The sequence below is a fragment of the Cyclobacterium sp. genome (genome assembly GCF_014762705.1).
In the GTDB taxonomy this organism is placed as follows: domain Bacteria; phylum Bacteroidota; class Bacteroidia; order Cytophagales; family Cyclobacteriaceae; genus Cyclobacterium.
The window spans coordinates 94,908-111,296 of sequence record NZ_JABURL010000015.1; the positions used below are offsets into that span (position 1 = coordinate 94,908).

The 16,389-nt window shown below is 42.4% G+C and carries 12 protein-coding genes; 7 read left to right on the top strand and 5 right to left on the bottom strand.

What is annotated here, in order from left to right; translation table 11 throughout:
- Positions 1–165 precede the first annotated feature (165 nt).
- Complete coding sequence (locus tag HUJ21_RS01945; protein ID WP_291366872.1) at positions 166–603, bottom strand: response regulator; 438 nt, start codon at positions 601–603, stop codon at positions 166–168.
- A 284-nt stretch (positions 604–887) separates the two neighbouring features.
- Between HUJ21_RS01945 and HUJ21_RS01950 the strand changes: the two genes are divergently transcribed.
- Positions 888–1,634 carry a 4'-phosphopantetheinyl transferase superfamily protein gene (locus HUJ21_RS01950; RefSeq protein WP_291366873.1) on the top strand — a complete coding sequence of 249 codons (747 nt, stop codon included), beginning with the start codon at positions 888–890 and terminating at the stop codon, positions 1,632–1,634.
- Positions 1,635–1,675: 41 nt separating this feature from the next.
- Here HUJ21_RS01950 and HUJ21_RS01955 read toward each other — a convergent pair whose 3' ends face one another.
- Positions 1,676–5,416, bottom strand: coding sequence for a DEAD/DEAH box helicase (locus tag HUJ21_RS01955; protein ID WP_291366874.1), 3,741 nt, complete (start codon positions 5,414–5,416; stop codon positions 1,676–1,678).
- A 158-nt stretch (positions 5,417–5,574) separates the two neighbouring features.
- Here HUJ21_RS01955 and HUJ21_RS01960 point away from each other — a divergent pair, with 158 nt between their 5' ends.
- Both HUJ21_RS01960 and HUJ21_RS01965 read left to right on the top strand, forming a co-directional pair.
- Positions 5,575–6,669, top strand: coding sequence for a 6-bladed beta-propeller (locus tag HUJ21_RS01960; RefSeq protein WP_291366875.1), 1,095 nt, complete (start codon positions 5,575–5,577; stop codon positions 6,667–6,669).
- Positions 6,670–6,823: 154 nt separating this feature from the next.
- On the top strand, positions 6,824–7,228 hold the full coding sequence (locus HUJ21_RS01965) for a hypothetical protein (protein ID WP_291366876.1): 405 nt from the start codon (positions 6,824–6,826) through the stop codon (positions 7,226–7,228).
- 42 nt (positions 7,229–7,270) lie between these two features.
- Here HUJ21_RS01965 and HUJ21_RS01970 read toward each other — a convergent pair whose 3' ends face one another.
- Positions 7,271–7,849 carry a TetR/AcrR family transcriptional regulator gene (locus HUJ21_RS01970; protein WP_291366877.1) on the bottom strand — a complete coding sequence of 193 codons (579 nt, stop codon included), beginning with the start codon at positions 7,847–7,849 and terminating at the stop codon, positions 7,271–7,273.
- 250 nt (positions 7,850–8,099) lie between these two features.
- Between HUJ21_RS01970 and HUJ21_RS01975 the strand changes: the two genes are divergently transcribed.
- Complete coding sequence (locus HUJ21_RS01975) at positions 8,100–8,711, top strand: alpha-ketoglutarate-dependent dioxygenase AlkB (protein WP_291366878.1); 612 nt, start codon at positions 8,100–8,102, stop codon at positions 8,709–8,711.
- Between the two features lie 189 nt (positions 8,712–8,900).
- Here the strand turns inward: HUJ21_RS01975 and HUJ21_RS01980 are convergent, their stop codons facing one another.
- Together HUJ21_RS01980 and HUJ21_RS01985 are read right to left on the bottom strand one after the other, a co-directional pair.
- Complete coding sequence (locus HUJ21_RS01980; RefSeq protein ID WP_291366879.1) at positions 8,901–11,192, bottom strand: molybdopterin cofactor-binding domain-containing protein; 2,292 nt, start codon at positions 11,190–11,192, stop codon at positions 8,901–8,903.
- A 23-nt stretch (positions 11,193–11,215) separates the two neighbouring features.
- On the bottom strand, positions 11,216–11,671 hold the full coding sequence (locus tag HUJ21_RS01985) for a (2Fe-2S)-binding protein (protein ID WP_291366880.1): 456 nt from the start codon (positions 11,669–11,671) through the stop codon (positions 11,216–11,218).
- Between the two features lie 183 nt (positions 11,672–11,854).
- Between HUJ21_RS01985 and HUJ21_RS01990 the strand changes: the two genes are divergently transcribed.
- The 3 genes from HUJ21_RS01990 (at position 11,855) to HUJ21_RS02000 (ending at position 16,340) form a co-directional block, all read left to right on the top strand.
- Positions 11,855–12,229, top strand: coding sequence for a BlaI/MecI/CopY family transcriptional regulator (locus HUJ21_RS01990; RefSeq protein ID WP_291366881.1), 375 nt, complete (start codon positions 11,855–11,857; stop codon positions 12,227–12,229).
- Entirely contained in the window at positions 12,226–13,467 is a 1,242-nt protein-coding gene (locus tag HUJ21_RS01995; protein ID WP_291366882.1) for a M56 family metallopeptidase, read from the top strand. The genes HUJ21_RS01990 and HUJ21_RS01995 overlap by 4 nt, the downstream gene beginning before the upstream one ends.
- A 470-nt stretch (positions 13,468–13,937) precedes the next feature.
- Positions 13,938–16,340, top strand: coding sequence for a PAS domain S-box protein (locus HUJ21_RS02000; RefSeq protein WP_291366883.1), 2,403 nt, complete (start codon positions 13,938–13,940; stop codon positions 16,338–16,340).
- The last annotated feature ends 49 nt before the right edge of the window (positions 16,341–16,389 follow it).

A 16,389-nucleotide genomic window follows, 5' to 3' on the forward strand; every position in this document is an offset into this window, starting at 1 on the left:
GGGTACGCCTAACTCTCCAAAGTGACTGATTTTCTTGTGCTTTAAGCCCTCGCTACGAACCCTAATGCAAAATCCGGGTTTAAGAAGTCATCACCAGCCAAAGCCGTACTATTGCTCAAATTCCAGCAACTTTAAGGCACTAAAATAAGCTGTAAAATCAACGAGTCACCTGTAAATTGGAGCTACGGCGTTTCCTACAATTTGATGTTCTATAGTAGCAAAAAGTCTTGCACTGTCCATGGGCTTAACCATAAAATCATTAAAGCCAGATGAAAGGCCTTTTTTCCGAGCTTCTTCGGAAATATCTGCCGTGAGGGCAATGACAGGAATATTACTGTACGCCATACCGCATTGTCCCTGCCGTATAGTTAGTATGGTTTGGAACCCATCCATGACTGGCATTTGCAAGTCCATCAAAACCAAATCAAATCCAGGGAGCAGTAATTTTTCTAAGGCCTCTTTACCATTTGCAGCAAAATCTGTAATGGTGTTTTTCCAGGTTTTAAAAATTGATTTCATGATCAATCCAAATATGGGATCATCTTCTACCACCAAAAGCTTCTTTCCTCCCAGATCAAAATTAGTATTCACCAGTTCTTTCATTTTATGGCTAACAAAAAAGTGCAAATAACATGTATTAAGTTTATTGATGCATTAAAAATAAATGATTCAAAATTATATTCCAAATCATTGGGATAAACACCAATTTTATAGCGATTTATTCCGCTTTTTAGCCCTCCATTTTTTGTGGCTTAATTTTAGTGTTCTTTTTGAAACAATTCTGGCTAATTTCCAAATCGATCACAATCAAAACGTATGTTTGGATAAGCAGCTTATTTGGTATATTGATTCTTCCCATGATCAGGAATAGGTGCTATATTTAACCCATGTTTCAGGTCAATATTTTTTGTGAGGAATCAAGAGTGCCGGAATGGAATGAACATTCTGGTGCGCCTCCTTCAAATTTTCTGCACGTCTGGCGGGCACCTGTCCACATGCCCCGGCAAGACCTCGACTCCATCATGGCATTGATGAATGAGGAAGAAGTTGAAAAGGCAGCAAAGTTTTACCTCCGGGAAGACAAAATCCGATACGCGATCGGGAGAGGATTTCTTCGGAGACTGATAGGCCACTATCTGAACATAGATCCCAAAACCGTAATGTTTCACAGGAGCAAGCACAATAAACCAATATTGGTAGCTCACAACAACTTCCATTTCAACATCAGCCATGCTGGTGATTGGGTGGTTTTTGCCCTGAGCAAAGCAACCATAGGAATTGATATTGAGCCCATCAATGCAACTTTTGACTACCAGGAAGTAGTAACGCAATTTTTTGAACCATCTGAAATTGACTTTATTTCGAAATCAGCCAACCCTTACCAATCTTTTTTTAAAATATGGACCCGGAAAGAAGCTTTCCTGAAGGCTTTGGGATGGGGTTTGACTGATCATCTCCATCACTACTGCTTTCTGGATAGAAGGCGGTCTATTTCTTTACCAGAGCCCATTGAACACAAGGATTGGCAGATAATAAGCTTTGTGATGGAAGAAAAATATTATCTGAGTCTGGCAAACCCCAAAACAGAAACGTTACCACTTTTTTTTGATTGGAATGCCCTTGGAAGTTCATAAGGTTTTTTGGGAAAATACCTTCATATAACGGGACCTCAATTTTAATCAAACAGGGACAACATGCCTTCTCCATCCAGATAACCTAAAAAACTGTCTCCTTCTACAATGACTTCTTTTGCCATTTTACTTTTGGCCGCCTGCAATTTCATGATTTTCTCCTCTACGGTATCCTTGCAAATCATCCGGTATGCGATGACATGCTTTTCCTGCCCCATTCGGTAGCATCGGTCTATGGCCTGATTTTCCACAGCGGGATTCCACCAGGGGTCCAGAATATAGACATAATCGGCAGCTGTTAGATTGAGACCGGTACCTCCCGCTTTCAAACTGATCAAAAACACCCTTTTGGTGGGGTCTTGTTGAAATTGATTCACCCTTAATTCCCTTTCCTTTAGGCTGGTTTTTCCATCCAGGTAGGTATACGATACATGGTTTTCCTGAAGTTTTTCCTGAACAATATCAAGCATTTTAACAAACTGGCTAAAAACCAGCAATTTATGATTGCCCGTTTTCTCCAGTATGTGTTCCAATAGCAGGTCAATCTTTGCCGAGGCATCTTTTCCCACGGAATGGTTTACCAGGCGGGTGGCATCACAAATCTGCCTCAACCTCGTCAATCCTTCCAAAACATACATTTTGGACTGTCCGGCACCTTCTTCTTCAAATTTCTTCATCAGATAATCCCGGAATTCGTTTCTGTAGGCATCATACACCTTCCGTTGTACGGGATCCATCTCGCAATAAAGGTACTCTTCCGTCTTATCCGGAAGTTCTGTTAGCACCTCCTTCTTGGTTCTTCTCAGGACAAAGGGCTTGATTTTTTTCTGCAGCTCATCCAGAATGCCTGTATTTCCCTTTTTCAGTGGATCCAGGTAATGGTCTTTAAAACCTTTAAAGGATTGGAAAAAGCCGGGATTTACAAAATTCATTTGTGCATACAGCTCTGCCAATCCATTTTCTATGGGCGTCCCAGTCAGGGCTATTTTTAATTTACCGTTGAGTTTGGTGATGGCTTTATACCGAAGGGACTGCGTATTTTTGATTGCCTGAGACTCATCGGCAATGATGATATCAAAAGGAATTTGCTTCAGAAGGTCCAGGTCATTGATTACCAGTCCATAACTGGTGAGCAAAACCTCATGCCCCTGAAGGGCTTCCACAGTATCGTATCGGGAACCATGGTGGATAAAATAATCCAGATGGGGCGCAAATTTCTCCAATTCATCCTTCCAATTGAATAAAAGGGTAGTAGGTGCAACCACAAGCACTTTTGTTCCTTCCTTCTCCGTCATCTTGCAAATCAGGCTGATGAGTTGGAGGGTCTTGCCCAGGCCCATATCATCTGCCAGAATACCTCCCCAGCCGTATTCCTGAAGAAAATTCAGCCAATTCAATCCCACCTGTTGGTAGGGTCTTAGGTCAGCCTTTAATTTTTGGGGTATTTTGGTTTTCCTGATACTGGAAAATTGCTTCAACCTTTCCTTTTTCTCTTCAATCTCTTTAAATATTTCCGGAAAATCATGAATTTCCTCCACCTCATCCAGCAGGTTAAATTGTGTTTTTGAGATTCTAATCTGGTCTTTTTCCGTCTCTCCGGACCTGAACAATCTACAGAACTTCTGTACCCATTCCTCAGGCAAAATTCCAATGGTTCCATCCGACAATTCCACATAATTCCTGTCCCTATCGAGGGCACTTTTGATATCTTTTAATTTCACCTTGTTATTGCCAAAGGCTACCTGTGCATTGAGTTCAAACCAGTCTTGGGTGGAACCAAATTCCATGGATATTGCAGGAGGGAAAGGGGAGTACTTTTTGATTCTGATATTTTCCAGCCCAAATACGGTAACCTTATTGGCTTTTAAGGTTTCAAATGCTTTCATAAACCACAGCTTTTCCATAAAAGCATCGTGGTTCAAATGAAAGAAACCCTGATTTCCGCCCCGTTCAAAATTGGGATGCAGGGATTTCAGAAAAGCCAGGAATTCATCTTCGGCATCCTCATCCCTTAAATACAGTGTTTTCGTTTCAGGGTCCATGATACTGTTCCCCTCTAGTGGGTTGGAAAAAGCCCTGGGTCCATATTTCAGGGCGGGTCGGAAAATCACCAAGCCGGTTAATTCAGAAATATAAAGTTGTTTCTTTAGTAATGGGCTATGATCGGCTTCCTTGAAAAGACCGGATTCATCCATGATTTCAATATTTTTAGACAGAGGTAGTATTATTTTTTGAACATATTCATCCACATCTTTTTCTAAAAATTGCATTACCGGAAAATTGAGCAGCACCTTTAAAGTCAGCAATGCCTCTTTTGTCTGAAATGTCAGCAACCAGCGGTGCTTGTACAGGGCAAAGGCAGAGGAAAGGCTCAATTCATTTTTTTCATTTTCCAACTCCATTTTGCCCTCATCAGTGCTGATAAGCGGATGCAGTTCATATATCAGCCCCTTTTTGCTGATCTTCAGTCCAAGCCTGGCTGGAAGAATTCTCAGTGCTGCTCCAAAGTTCTTTTTTTGAATTTTACCCTTTTGGTACTCATAGGCAGGAGCCTGATAAGTCGAAAGGTGATAGCCATCCATTGAAGTAAGAAAATCTTCAAAAAGTGAAAATATTTGATCCGTTTTCTTTTTTATTATGGCCTGGTTAAGTTTTTCTGCGGCCAATAGTGCTTCATCCATTCCTGAATTCTTGGCCAATCTCGGATCATAGGGATCGGTTATTGCGGTAAACCTGACGGAAAAATCCGAAGGCCTGTTTTTACTACCCTTTGCCATGAAGGAAAGGATCCCCTGAAAATTACCAGAATGGTCTATGACAAGTGCAAAACCGGGATTATACTTGCCCAATTCATCGGTTTTAACATTGGGAATCAGTTGGTTCGATGCCGCAAGATCGGCCATCCGTATTCCCTCTTCAATGAATTTCTTCGAAAGGCGATCAATGTGGTAAAGCCCGCGGAGGGGTCCTGAAGGAAACATGTGCAGCTGACCTTCATAAAACTCAAATCCAAAGGCTTTAATAGGGTCTTCCAACTGATCCAGAAGGCCCCATTTCCTCAATTGATCTGCCGCAGCAGCCTCCCTTTGCCTTGAGGTAAGGTACTTCAGGTCACCAAGGTCAGTCTGGCTGAACCTTTTTTTCAGCCATTCCAAACCGGTGCGAACCAGGTATTTCCTTTGGTAGTCCCCATTGATGGTGATTTGTTTTCCATCAAAATGGATTTTCAAAAAATGGTGTTGTCCATTGATATCCACAGAATAGTTGATACCATTTTCCAACAACTGGGCATTATACAACCTTTCATATATGAATTTTCCAGGAGGGATATCAAGTTTTTCTCCCAACTGAGGAATCTCCTTTTCCGAACAGGGGATGGTAATGGGAAAAGATAAATCATCTTCTTCAGGTTCCTTCTTTTCTACTTTCAGCGTTTTCTGGTTATCCATCCAGGGTGGAGGGAATTTTTGATAATCCACTCCAGTGGTCAACGCCAAATAATAGATTGCTGCAGCCACATGTTTACATTGATGATTTTCTATAAAATAAACACACTCGCATGTTATGGGGCTTTCTTCCGGTTTATCAGGTAATTTTTCAAAACCTTTTTCATCCCTTAGTACATTCCGGTTAAGCTGTTCCAAACTTATACTCACTGAATAAAAAGGCTCCATATTGCCCGCTACATCAAAAAAATAAATTTCTTTGGCTGGGTCAAAGTAGACAAAATCGACTTTTCCCTCGCGGAAAAGCGTAAAACCCCTGTTTAGCAAGGTTGGCTCCAAAAAAAATTTGATTTTGGACAGCTGACTTTTATGGAAAAAGGGAAGGCTCATAATCAGTCAAAGTTAATTTGCTTTTTTATGGTAAAAAATTTTTATAGCTAATTAGCTGCGCTTGGAAAGCTGGTTTTAATTTACTAGTTTGAAGAAAATATAAATAAATGAAAGCTAGATTTCTACAACAATGTATCCTTTGGATTTCTTTATTGTTTGCTTGCAATAAGGCCGCCGAAGTTAAAGAGGGTTTGCCTCTGATTGAATTGGAAAAAACGACACAAATCAATTCTCCCTACAAGATCGAACGCATTACTCCATTGGAAACCGATACCGCAAATCTGATCGGAGACCACCTAACGGTAAAATTTTCAGAAAACTCCTTTTTTATTTATGATGAAAGTGCCAGAGATGCCATCCACCAATTTGACCGTAATGGAAAATACCTTGGCAAATTCGTTGAAATCGGTGAGGGTCCGAATAGGGTCGGGAGCGCCAACGATTTTGTTCCAACCTTAGAAGGCTTGGAAATCCTTAGCGTAAAGGGCGATCTGTCTCAAATTATTCAATTTGATAGAAATGGGGAAATTACGGGGCAACTGGAGTTCGATTATTACGGGACTTCCTTTGCCAAATTGCCCAAGGGTTACTATGCCGCTTCCGGAAGCTATAATCTTCCCTTTGTCGAAAACAGACTGGCTATTATTAACGGGCAGGGGAAAACGGTAAAGGCGTTTTTACCCAATACCCATGAGATTTTGCCCATGCAGGAAAAAAATTTCTACGCAGCAAATGGATCCGTATTTTTCCATGAAATTTACAACAATCGCACGTACAAGGTAGAGGGGGACAGTCTTGCCCCAAGCTATCAATTTGATTTTGAAAAATACAGCATTCCCGAAAGATTTTTTGAAATGGATTGGATGGCCGGTTTTGAAATGCTCAACCAGCAGGGTTTTGCCACCATTTCGCAGTATTGGGAAAATGAAGACAAGGCTTTTTTTGGAGTGGATGTTCAGGTTAATGGCGGGTTGAATAAACATCAGGTCATTTTAGAAAAAGCGAGCGGGGAAGTAGGCAAAAGGATTATCTCGGCTACAGCATTGTCAGCATTTTCTTCCCCGGTTGGTTTGATGGACGACCTTTTGGTATTCATCGCACAGGCACCGGATTATTTAAAACTCAATACGGATCAATTGCCTGAGAATAGCCCCAAAATTCAGGAAGGAGATAACCCGGTTTTGTTATTCGTTGAATTTTAAGACTCCTGGACTAATTATTTACAACATTTTGCTGTTTTTCCTTACGAATCTATATTAACCTATGCGTGCCAATACCCTACTATTGCCATTATGTATCGTATGCGTTTTCGCTGGTTGCAGTCCATCTGAAGAAAAAATAATTTTTCCGGAAAACTTGAAAAGCTATCAGGTTACAGATAGCATTCCCTTTAATCCTCACTGGATGCATGCTGAGAAAAAACTGGTGGTGGTTTCCAAACAACTTTATGTATTTTCCATCCCCTTTCTGGACATCATAGCCGAATATGATGAGGAAATGCCAGTGATTATTGTAATTACCAGAGAAGATAAAGATGAAATTATTCAGAGACTGACCGAATATGAGTTTCCCTATCCCTTTATACATGATCCGGATGGCTTGTTTATTGAAGAAAACCAAATATGGAAGCGTTTTGGTTATCAAGAGAAAAATACGATCGCTCCATTTTTTATGGAAGGGGATTATATATCGGAAATGGGTCTTGCTCAAATTAGTATGAGGCAGCTATTCAGAAAGCAATTGGATGAGTTTTTGAAATAATTGGGTACAAAATTAGTTTCGAATTGGTTCTTCCTGGTGTTTTTATTCTACTTCTAAAAACTGCAATACCTGTTCTACCGCTGCCATTTGCCTGGAAGGTGCCGCCTCTATTTTGGAGATGACCTGCACGCCATTATACAGGGTGTACAAAAGGTTGGCGATTGCACGCAGGTCTTTTCCTTTTGGAAATTCCCCCATTACCTCCCCGGATTTCAGGTAGTCAAAAATTATCTTTTCGAAAACCTTTTGGTTATCTCTCAAGATTTCCTGCAAATGCTTGTCTTCCGGCATTAGGGCAGCTGTTAAATTGACGGTGAAACAGCCTTTGCGTTCCTTCCTTTCTTTGAGGGCACATTCAAATAAATTTCGGATTCCGTCCTTGGCGTTGGGTTGGGAATACAATGCTTCAAGTATGGCAGCTTTGTTGTTTTCCCGGTAATTTTCAAATGCTTTTAAAAACAAATCTTCCTTACCTTTAAAAGTATCGTACAAGCTGGCCCTGTTGATCCCCAGGTGACTGACCAAATCCTGAACAGAAGTGGCATGATAACCTTTCCTCCAAAACAATTCCATGGCCCTGTCTAAGACTTCAGATGTATCAAATGATTTTGCCCTTGCCATGCTTGAGTGATTGTTGGATTTCACCAAATATATATTATTGGAATAATCATTCCAATAATAAAATAATAAATTTTGCTGCTGAAATAGAAAAAAAGGTATTTCCTCCCTGATTTTACAAGGGAATTTTTACCTTGATCTCAACTCATTCAGGTGAACGCTTTCTTTTTAAACCGATTGTTCTTCTCCGGTTGCGCTTCTATTCCCTTCCATTGTCTGGAAACAAAAGTCAAATTCAAACCGTTTTAGAGGCATGAAATTATTTGATACAGCTACTTTTCCATCCAAAAATTTATTGCCTCAGAATGGGATCGTTCATTATTGGGGAAAAATCATGGCTGAAGAAAAGGCGGATCAATATTTTAAAGCATTGTGGGAAACCATCGCCTGGAAAAACGATGAAGCAGTGATTTTTGGAAAAAAAATGGTCACCAAAAGGAAAGTGGCCTGGTATGGTGACAGGGAATTTGAATATACCTACTCAAATATTACCAAAAGGGCCCTTCCCTGGACCCGGGAACTTATAGCATTGAAGGCCATTACAGAGGAACGAACGGGTGAGGTCTTTAATTCTTGTTTGCTCAACCTGTATCATTCAGGTGAGGAGGGAATGGCATGGCACAGTGATGGGGAAAAAGACTTGAAAAAGCATGGTGCCATTGCTTCACTGAGTTTTGGGGCGGAAAGGAAATTTGCCTTTAAACACAAGCAAAGCAAGGAAACCGTCTCTTTATATCTGGAAAATGGCAGTTTGCTGCTCATGAAAGGAAGCACCCAAGACCACTGGCTGCATCGGCTACCCCCTACCAAAAAGGTCCAGGCCCCAAGGATCAACCTGACTTTCAGGTACATTATAATCAAATGAACAATAAATATTGATAAACAGGGTTCGATGTTGAAATAGTACGAATTGGAAATGCTAATGCTTTCCAAACCAAATGGGCTATTTCCTGATTTCCCTTTTCTGTATCTGTTTTTTTAGAGGAAACTGACTGAACAAATGGACTTCATCCATAACCGAACTCCGCTGGCAGGACTTCACAGAAATCCCTTATCAAACAAAAGCCTCCTTCACCGGCAGCTCATAAATTCTTTTTCCATTTAGTTTGTACAGTGCATTGCACAAAGCCGGAATGTAAGGAGGCACCGGTGGTTCTCCTACTCCGGTAGGTTTTTCCTGACTTTCTATAATATGGGTATAAATCTGTTTGGGTGCCTGAGGCATGCGAATGATTTGGTAGCTGTCAAAATTATTTTGTTTGACCTGTCCGTTCTCAAAATTAATGGCCGACGACATGGCAAGGCTGCTGGCAAATTGCGCCCCTCCTTCGAATTGGGATCGAATGCGATCGGTATTTACCGCTATGCCACAATCCACCGCATAATGCACCTCCGGAATGGTGATTTTACCATTTTCATCCCTTGATACTTCTACAATACAAGCCACATAAGTCAAAAAACTTTTATGTGCCGCAAAGCCCATTGCTTTCCCTTCTTGTATGGATTTTGACCAATTGGCTTCTGCAGAGACCCTTTCGATTACCCTTTTCATTCTTCCGGTATCCCAGGGATAGGCGGCAATATCCTCTCCATAATTCGGATATTCACCCTCCATTTCTTCATTGAAGCTAAGCTTCCGGTCCTCTCCCAAAAGGGACAGGATATGCTCCACGGGATCCATTCCACGGAGCTCGGCTATTTCATCCAGCATGCTGCTGATGGCAAAAGCATGGTGTATGTTGCTCACTGAGCGAAGCCATCCAATACGGGTATGTGCTTTGGCCTCATGAGATTCAATCCGGATATTCGCCACATCGTAGGGGAAATCCGTACAGCCCAAACCCATTTCTCCATCGGAGGGGTGCAATTCATCGGCACTTGAGGTACCTCCGATAGCAGGAAAAACCGTGTGGTGATTCCAGGCTATCAAGTTGCCCTGTGCATCTAATCCTGCCTTTATTCGCTGGGCACTGTGGGAATGGTAAAAATCATGGTGGATATCATCTTCCCGGGTCCACTGCACACGTACGGGTTTTTTGATGGCCCTGGATAGCAATGCCGCCTCCACCACATAATCCGGCTTTGATTTTCTGCCAAAACCTCCACCCAGCAAGGTCACATTCACCCTGACATTGGCTGCATCCAGCTCTAATGCCTCTGCTACTGAATCCCTGGCCCATTGTGGGTGTTGGGTCGGGGCCCAGATTTCAATGGTGCCATCCTCCTTGTAATGGGCCAGTGCAGCAGGAGGTTCTATGGTAGCGTGGGCATAATAGGGTGCGCGGTAGGTTTTTTCCAAGACCTTTCCAGCGCTTCCTAAAGCTGTTTTTACATCACCTTTTTCCCTTCTCAGTTTTCCATCCCCCAGTGTTTCCCGGATCATGTCCTCCATTTGGGCGGCGCATTGGTAATCCTTGTTCTCCCCAAGATCCCATTCTACCTGCAGGGCGGCTCTGCCCTTGATAGCTGCCCAGGTATTGTCCGCTATTACCGCAATGCCTTCCAGGGGCTTATTCAAACCCGGATGGGCACCATTTCCCGAAATTTTTACCACTTGGTTGACTCCTGGTACCTCGAGTGCCTTATCTTCCGAATAATTTACCACTTTAGCCCCTACGGCAGGGCTGCGTTGGATCACGGCTATTTGCTGGCCGGGCAGGTCCATGTCCGCACCGAAGAGGGCCTTGCCATGGACAATGTCTTTTACATCATATATGGGAACATCCTTCCCAATTAGTTTGTAATCGCTGAGTTTACGAAGCTTCAATGTTTCCTGATCGGGAATTTCCATGTCCTGCAGCAGGTCAAGCAGGTCTGAAAAATCAACTTGCTGACCACTTGCTGCATGGATCACTTGCCCATTCCGGGTATCACAGCCTGAGGGATCTACATCCCACTTTTTGCCCGCTGCTTCCATCAGCATGTGCCTGGCCGTTGCTCCCGCTCTTCTCATGGGTTCGAAAAACATGCGTATAGAATAGGATCCATCGGTGTTTTGGTCTCCGTAGGTCGCTTCATCACCAACGGCTTGCTCAATTTTAACCGATTTCCAATCAGCTCCGAGCTCATCGGCAACAATCATTGGCAGAGAAGTCCGTATACCGGTACCCATCTCGGAGCGATGGGCAATGATGGTCACCTGGTTATCCCCATTGATGCTCAGGTAAGCATTGGGAGCAAAGGTAAGGGTTTCACCCTTGGGACCTGAGCACTGAAAGTTGACTCCCAACATAAAACCGCCAGTGGCCAGTGAGCCTAACTTCAGGAATTCTCTCCTGGAAGGACGGAAAACTTTACTTTTATTGGTAAATTTTTTGAAAGGAAGGAAAGACAGTTTTGGTATCATGAGCATGTTGGGAAAGCGTAAAGTCAGGATTTGGATGCGGTCTGAATAGCAGTTTTGATGCGGTTATAAGTCCCACAACGGCAAAGATTGCCGGCCATGGCATTTTCTATTTCGGCTTCAGAAGGGCTGGGGTTATTCTGAAGCAATGCGGCGGCATTCATGATTTGCCCCGTCTGACAATAGCCACATTGAGGAACGACATGTTCCTGCCAGGCTTTTTGAAGGGGATGCTCCCCATTGGCAGATAAGCCCTCTATGGTGGTAAGCTTTTGTTCTCCCACTTCGGAAATGGGCAAACTACAGGATCGGATGGCTACCCCGTCCAAATGTACGGTGCAGGCACCACAGAGGGCCTGTCCGCAACCGAATTTGGTCCCTTTAAGAGAGAGCAAGTCCCTAATCACCCACAAAAGGGGCATGTCTCCGGGAGCTGTTACTTCATGGGTTTCTCCATTGACGGCAAGTGTAAACTTTTCCATAGTATTTAGTTTTTCAAATGACAATTTCAATATAATAAAATATTGTAAAATCATTGACAATAGGGCGCTGATTTTTTAAGCATGTACTAAAGGAGAATGTAGAACAAATCAGAGTCTACGTACTTTCCGTATATATACGATATTTTCGTAGGAAAACTAATAATCTTTTCTTACCTTGCTTGTATGGAACAATTAACCAACAACGAAGAGCAGGTCATGGCCATCATCTGGAAAATGGAAAAGGCCCTCATCAGGGAAGTCCTCAAACGTTTTCCTGATCCCAAACCTCCTTATACAACCCTGGCCTCGGTCATCAAACAACTTGAAAAAAAGGGTTTTCTGGATCACATCACTTATGGAAACACCCATCAGTACTTTCCTCTGATCAGCAAAAAGGCGTACCGAAACAAAAGTTTTAACCAAATGGTAAAAAACTATTTTGATGGTTCAGCACAAAATGTTTTGTCCTTTATGGTAAAGGAGAAGAAGCTTTCCGATCAGGAATTAAAAGAATTGGAGAAGATGGTTGAGAATTTTAAAAATGAGAAAAAATCATGAATCAGGTTTTAAACTATTTGTGGGAAGCCAGCCTTAGCCTTGGTGCCTTATGGTTTTTTTATTGGCTGCTTCTGGATGGAAATACATTTTTCGACTGGAATCGGGCATTTTTGCTGCTGGCAATTATCGCCTCCCTGGCTTTTCCAGCCTTTGAATTTCCGGCTAATGTGGCCGGTAGCCAGCTGGCAGCAAGTTACGGTTTTCAGTTTCCCATTTTGGAATTTACTGATCATAAAATTCCATCAACAGAACAGGAATGGATTTCACTTCCCCAATTTCTTTTTGGGGTTTACCTTATAGGGCTTATCTTTTTTCTCTTTCGGTTGATTTGGGGAATGGTTGTTTTGTACAGGCAGATCAGCAAGGCCAGGCAGGCTTTCTGGGGGCCTTTCATCCTGCTGGAACATCCGGATTTCCAACCGGCTTCTTTTTTCCGGTATATTTTTTTACCGGCCAAAGGGGATAATGAAGTAGACCGGGAATGGATACTGGCCCATGAGGCTGCGCATGGCAACCAGCTCCACAGTTGGGATATCCTGCTTGTCCAACTGTTAAAAATCGTACTCTGGTTCAATCCTTTTGTAAGGCTGTTTGAAAAAGCTTTGCGGGAGGTACATGAATACCAGGTAGACGAGAAAATCATCGCTCATCATCCAAAAAAAACTTATGCCCAATTGCTATTAAAATTAATCAGGCCTACACAGACCTGTGTGCTTATCCATAATTTCAATCAATTTCAAATCAAAAAAAGAATTAAAATGATGAATCAACCAAAAACCAGATCGCTTGCCAGAAGCAAGTATGCTTTGTCCATCCCTCTATTTGGGTTATTGTTTGTCCTGTTTGCCTGCGAATACCAGGATGAGATGATGGATCAAAACGACAAAGATGACAACAAAATCACCGAAAGGCTGATGCAGGGGGATGTTTTCGATGTAGTAGAGGACATGCCTGTACCGAATGGGGGTATGGAAGGATGGAACCAATACCTGATGGAGAACCTGACCTATCCAGAGTCTGCCAAAAAAGAGGGCGTGGAGGGAACCGTTTATGCCAGTTTTGTGGTCAATCAGGAAGGAGTCGTCAGGGATGTAGAACTTTTGAGAGGCGTAGATGATCGGCTGAACCAGGCTGCTCTTGAAGTGATCCGCAATTCACCTGACTGGGAACCCGGCAAACAGAAAGGGAAAGAAGTAACCGTCAAGATGCGCGTTCCAATTAAGTTTAAAATTAATTAGAAAAATACAGGATTGTTTGTTGTTAATCGATCCCTGACCGACAAGGAAATTGGAACCTACTGGTCAGGGATTTTTTCTATTTTCCCCATTTCGGCATAATTTCAGCAAAAATCCCTCATTCCGATGCCTGGAAAAGGGAGTTTGATAGGGGGAAAGCCGAGGGAATGCCTGACCAGACGGAATTTCCATGGCCTTTCCTTTAACCTAAAACTATCAAAAGGGATTCTCACCTACGGTTCAATCCAAATTTTTGAAGCTCAAAAATCATACTCAGGTTTTTACCCAAACCCGTAAGGTTTCATCATTTACTTTGATCATCCCACAGCATTTTTATACCAAACCCGAAAATTATATTCAGTCTTGATCATTCGGTTTTCAAAAATTTTATCTTAAATTTAATGATTATGGTTTGGTTTTTGGTCCTTGTTTAATTTTATAATAATTATTGAATTTTCACTGTATTTTTTGGCATGAAAAAAGTGGCTTTTGATAAGCTCAAAGAGGAAAAGCGGTTTGCGGTATTGCAATCCTACGACATTCTTGATACCTCACCGGAACCCGAGTTTGATACCATTACGGAATTGGCATCACAGGTAAGCGGAGCAGCTGTTTCCTCTCTCTCTTTTTTGGGAAGTAATGGGCTGTTTTATAAATCAGTTTTCGGGTTCGGTATAAAAGATTTTGAAGAGACCAGACCACCTTGCCTACAGGCAGGTAACAAAGCGGCCAATCCCCTGGTAATTTCAGATATTCAAGTTCAGCATGAAGGCTCCAAGCAGCTGGGGATACCGGAAAAAACACCGTATCGGTTTTTTGCCGGTTTTCCACTGATTACTCCCAACGGATTCCATTTGGGAGCGCTTTGCGTGCTGGATCAAAGCCCATCCCAGCTTTCTCAGGGGCAAATACGGTCCCTGACGCTATTGGCAAAGCAGGTCATTTCTCTGCTGGAAGGGAGAAAAAAGCAAAAGGTCATTCAGCAGAGTTACCGGCTCCAAAAGGAAATGGAACAGCAAAGGGCTCAGGAACGGCTGAACAATGAAGCCTTGATCAACACCACATCCGATGATATCTGGAGTATTGACACTAATTTCCGGTTTATAACTTTCAATGATGCTTTTTCAAGGAAAATAGAAGCCATAATCGGAGAGAAGCTTCGCCCTGGCATCTCTGCACTGTTTCCCGAAAAAATTCCGGCAGACATGCACCAGAAATTCAAGGGCTTTTTTGAGCGGGCCCTTTCCGGGGAATCCTTCACTGAGGAATATTGCAGGCCGGAAAAAATGGAAACCGGTTTATTGGTCTGGATAGAATTGAGTGGCCATCCCATCTTTCGGGATGGAATAATCACAGGGGCAGCCTTTTTTGCCAAAACCATTACGGAAAGAAAAAAGGCGGAAATCAAATTGAAGGAGTCGGAGGCCAACTACCGGATGCTTTTTGACCATAGTCCACTGCCCAAGATTTTGTTGGACATGGACACCATGGAAATTATGGAGGTCAACCGCTCCACATTGGACAAATTTGGCTACCAAAAAAAAGAAATGCTGGGAAGCAAAATGGGCCTTCTGATGCAGGAAGAAGAAATAGGTTTCTTTTTTGATTCCATTCAACAACTCAAAGGGACAAAAAAGGAGGTCAAACTGGAAAATATCGTCCAGAAAAAGAAGAATGGTGAACTGATACAGGGCGAACTCATGGTTCATGAATTGGTGTTTGAGGGCAGAAACTGCCTGTTGGCCATCTTAAATGACCGTACAGAGGAGTTGCAATCCATATCTGTCAAATCGCAGATGGCCAGTATCATGGAAAACAGCCTGAATGAAATATATATTTTTGACACCAAAAGCTTGAGTTTTCGTTATGCAAACAGGGGGGCCTTGCTCAATATGGGCTATAGCCTGCAGGAATTAAAAGGCCTGACTCCCCATCAAATCAAGCCTGAATTTGATGAAGCACAGTTTAGGTCCTTCATTGCCCCATTACTGAAAGAGGAAAAAGAAAAGTTGGTATTCGTTACTGTCCATGAACGAAAAAACGGAACCCGCTACCCTGTTGAAGTCCATTTACAGAAAATGCGTTATGAAGGGCAACCTGCATTTGTAGCCATCATTATAGACATTACCGCGGCAAAAAAGGCAGAACAAGAACTTAAGGAGCTGAACCAGCTATTAGAAAAAAGCAACCAGGAACTGGATCAGTTTGCTTCTATTACTGCCCATGATTTGCAGGAGCCGCTTCGCATGGTCTCCGCCTTTACTTCATTGTTAAAAAGGAAATATGCCCATCAACTGGATGAAAAAGCACAACAATACATTCATTTTGCTATGGATGGTTCAATCCGAATGCAGCGCATGATTGAAGATATCCTGAACTACTCCAGGGCGGGAATGGAGAAGAAAAAAGTGGAAACTTTTCACTCTGCTGACATCTTGAAAAATGCGGTCAATGACTTGCAAAAGCGGATAGAACAGACAAGCGCCACGGTGCTGCTTCCTGATCAGGATGTGTTGATTCAAGCCAATCCAAATGATATTTACCGCTTGTTTTTAAATTTAATAAACAATGGGCTCAAATTTATTCCGGAAAATAAGGCTCCACGGATACAAATTAAATTCCGTCAGGATGCCAGATTGTATCACTTCACGGTGGAAGACAATGGTATCGGTATTGCACCAGAACACCTTAAATTATTGTTCAATCCCTTTAAAAGATTACACAGCAAAAAGTCCTATGAGGGAACAGGTCTGGGATTGGCTACCTGCAAGAAAATAGTAAATCAATATGGTGGGTCAATTTGGGCAACCTCACAACCCGGAGAAGGAAGTCAGTTTCATTTTACCCTGCCTAAAATTCTGAATGAGGTACTTTAAACTTTGTACACATGCTGAAATTCAGAAAGGACTAATTTCATAGGGTTGA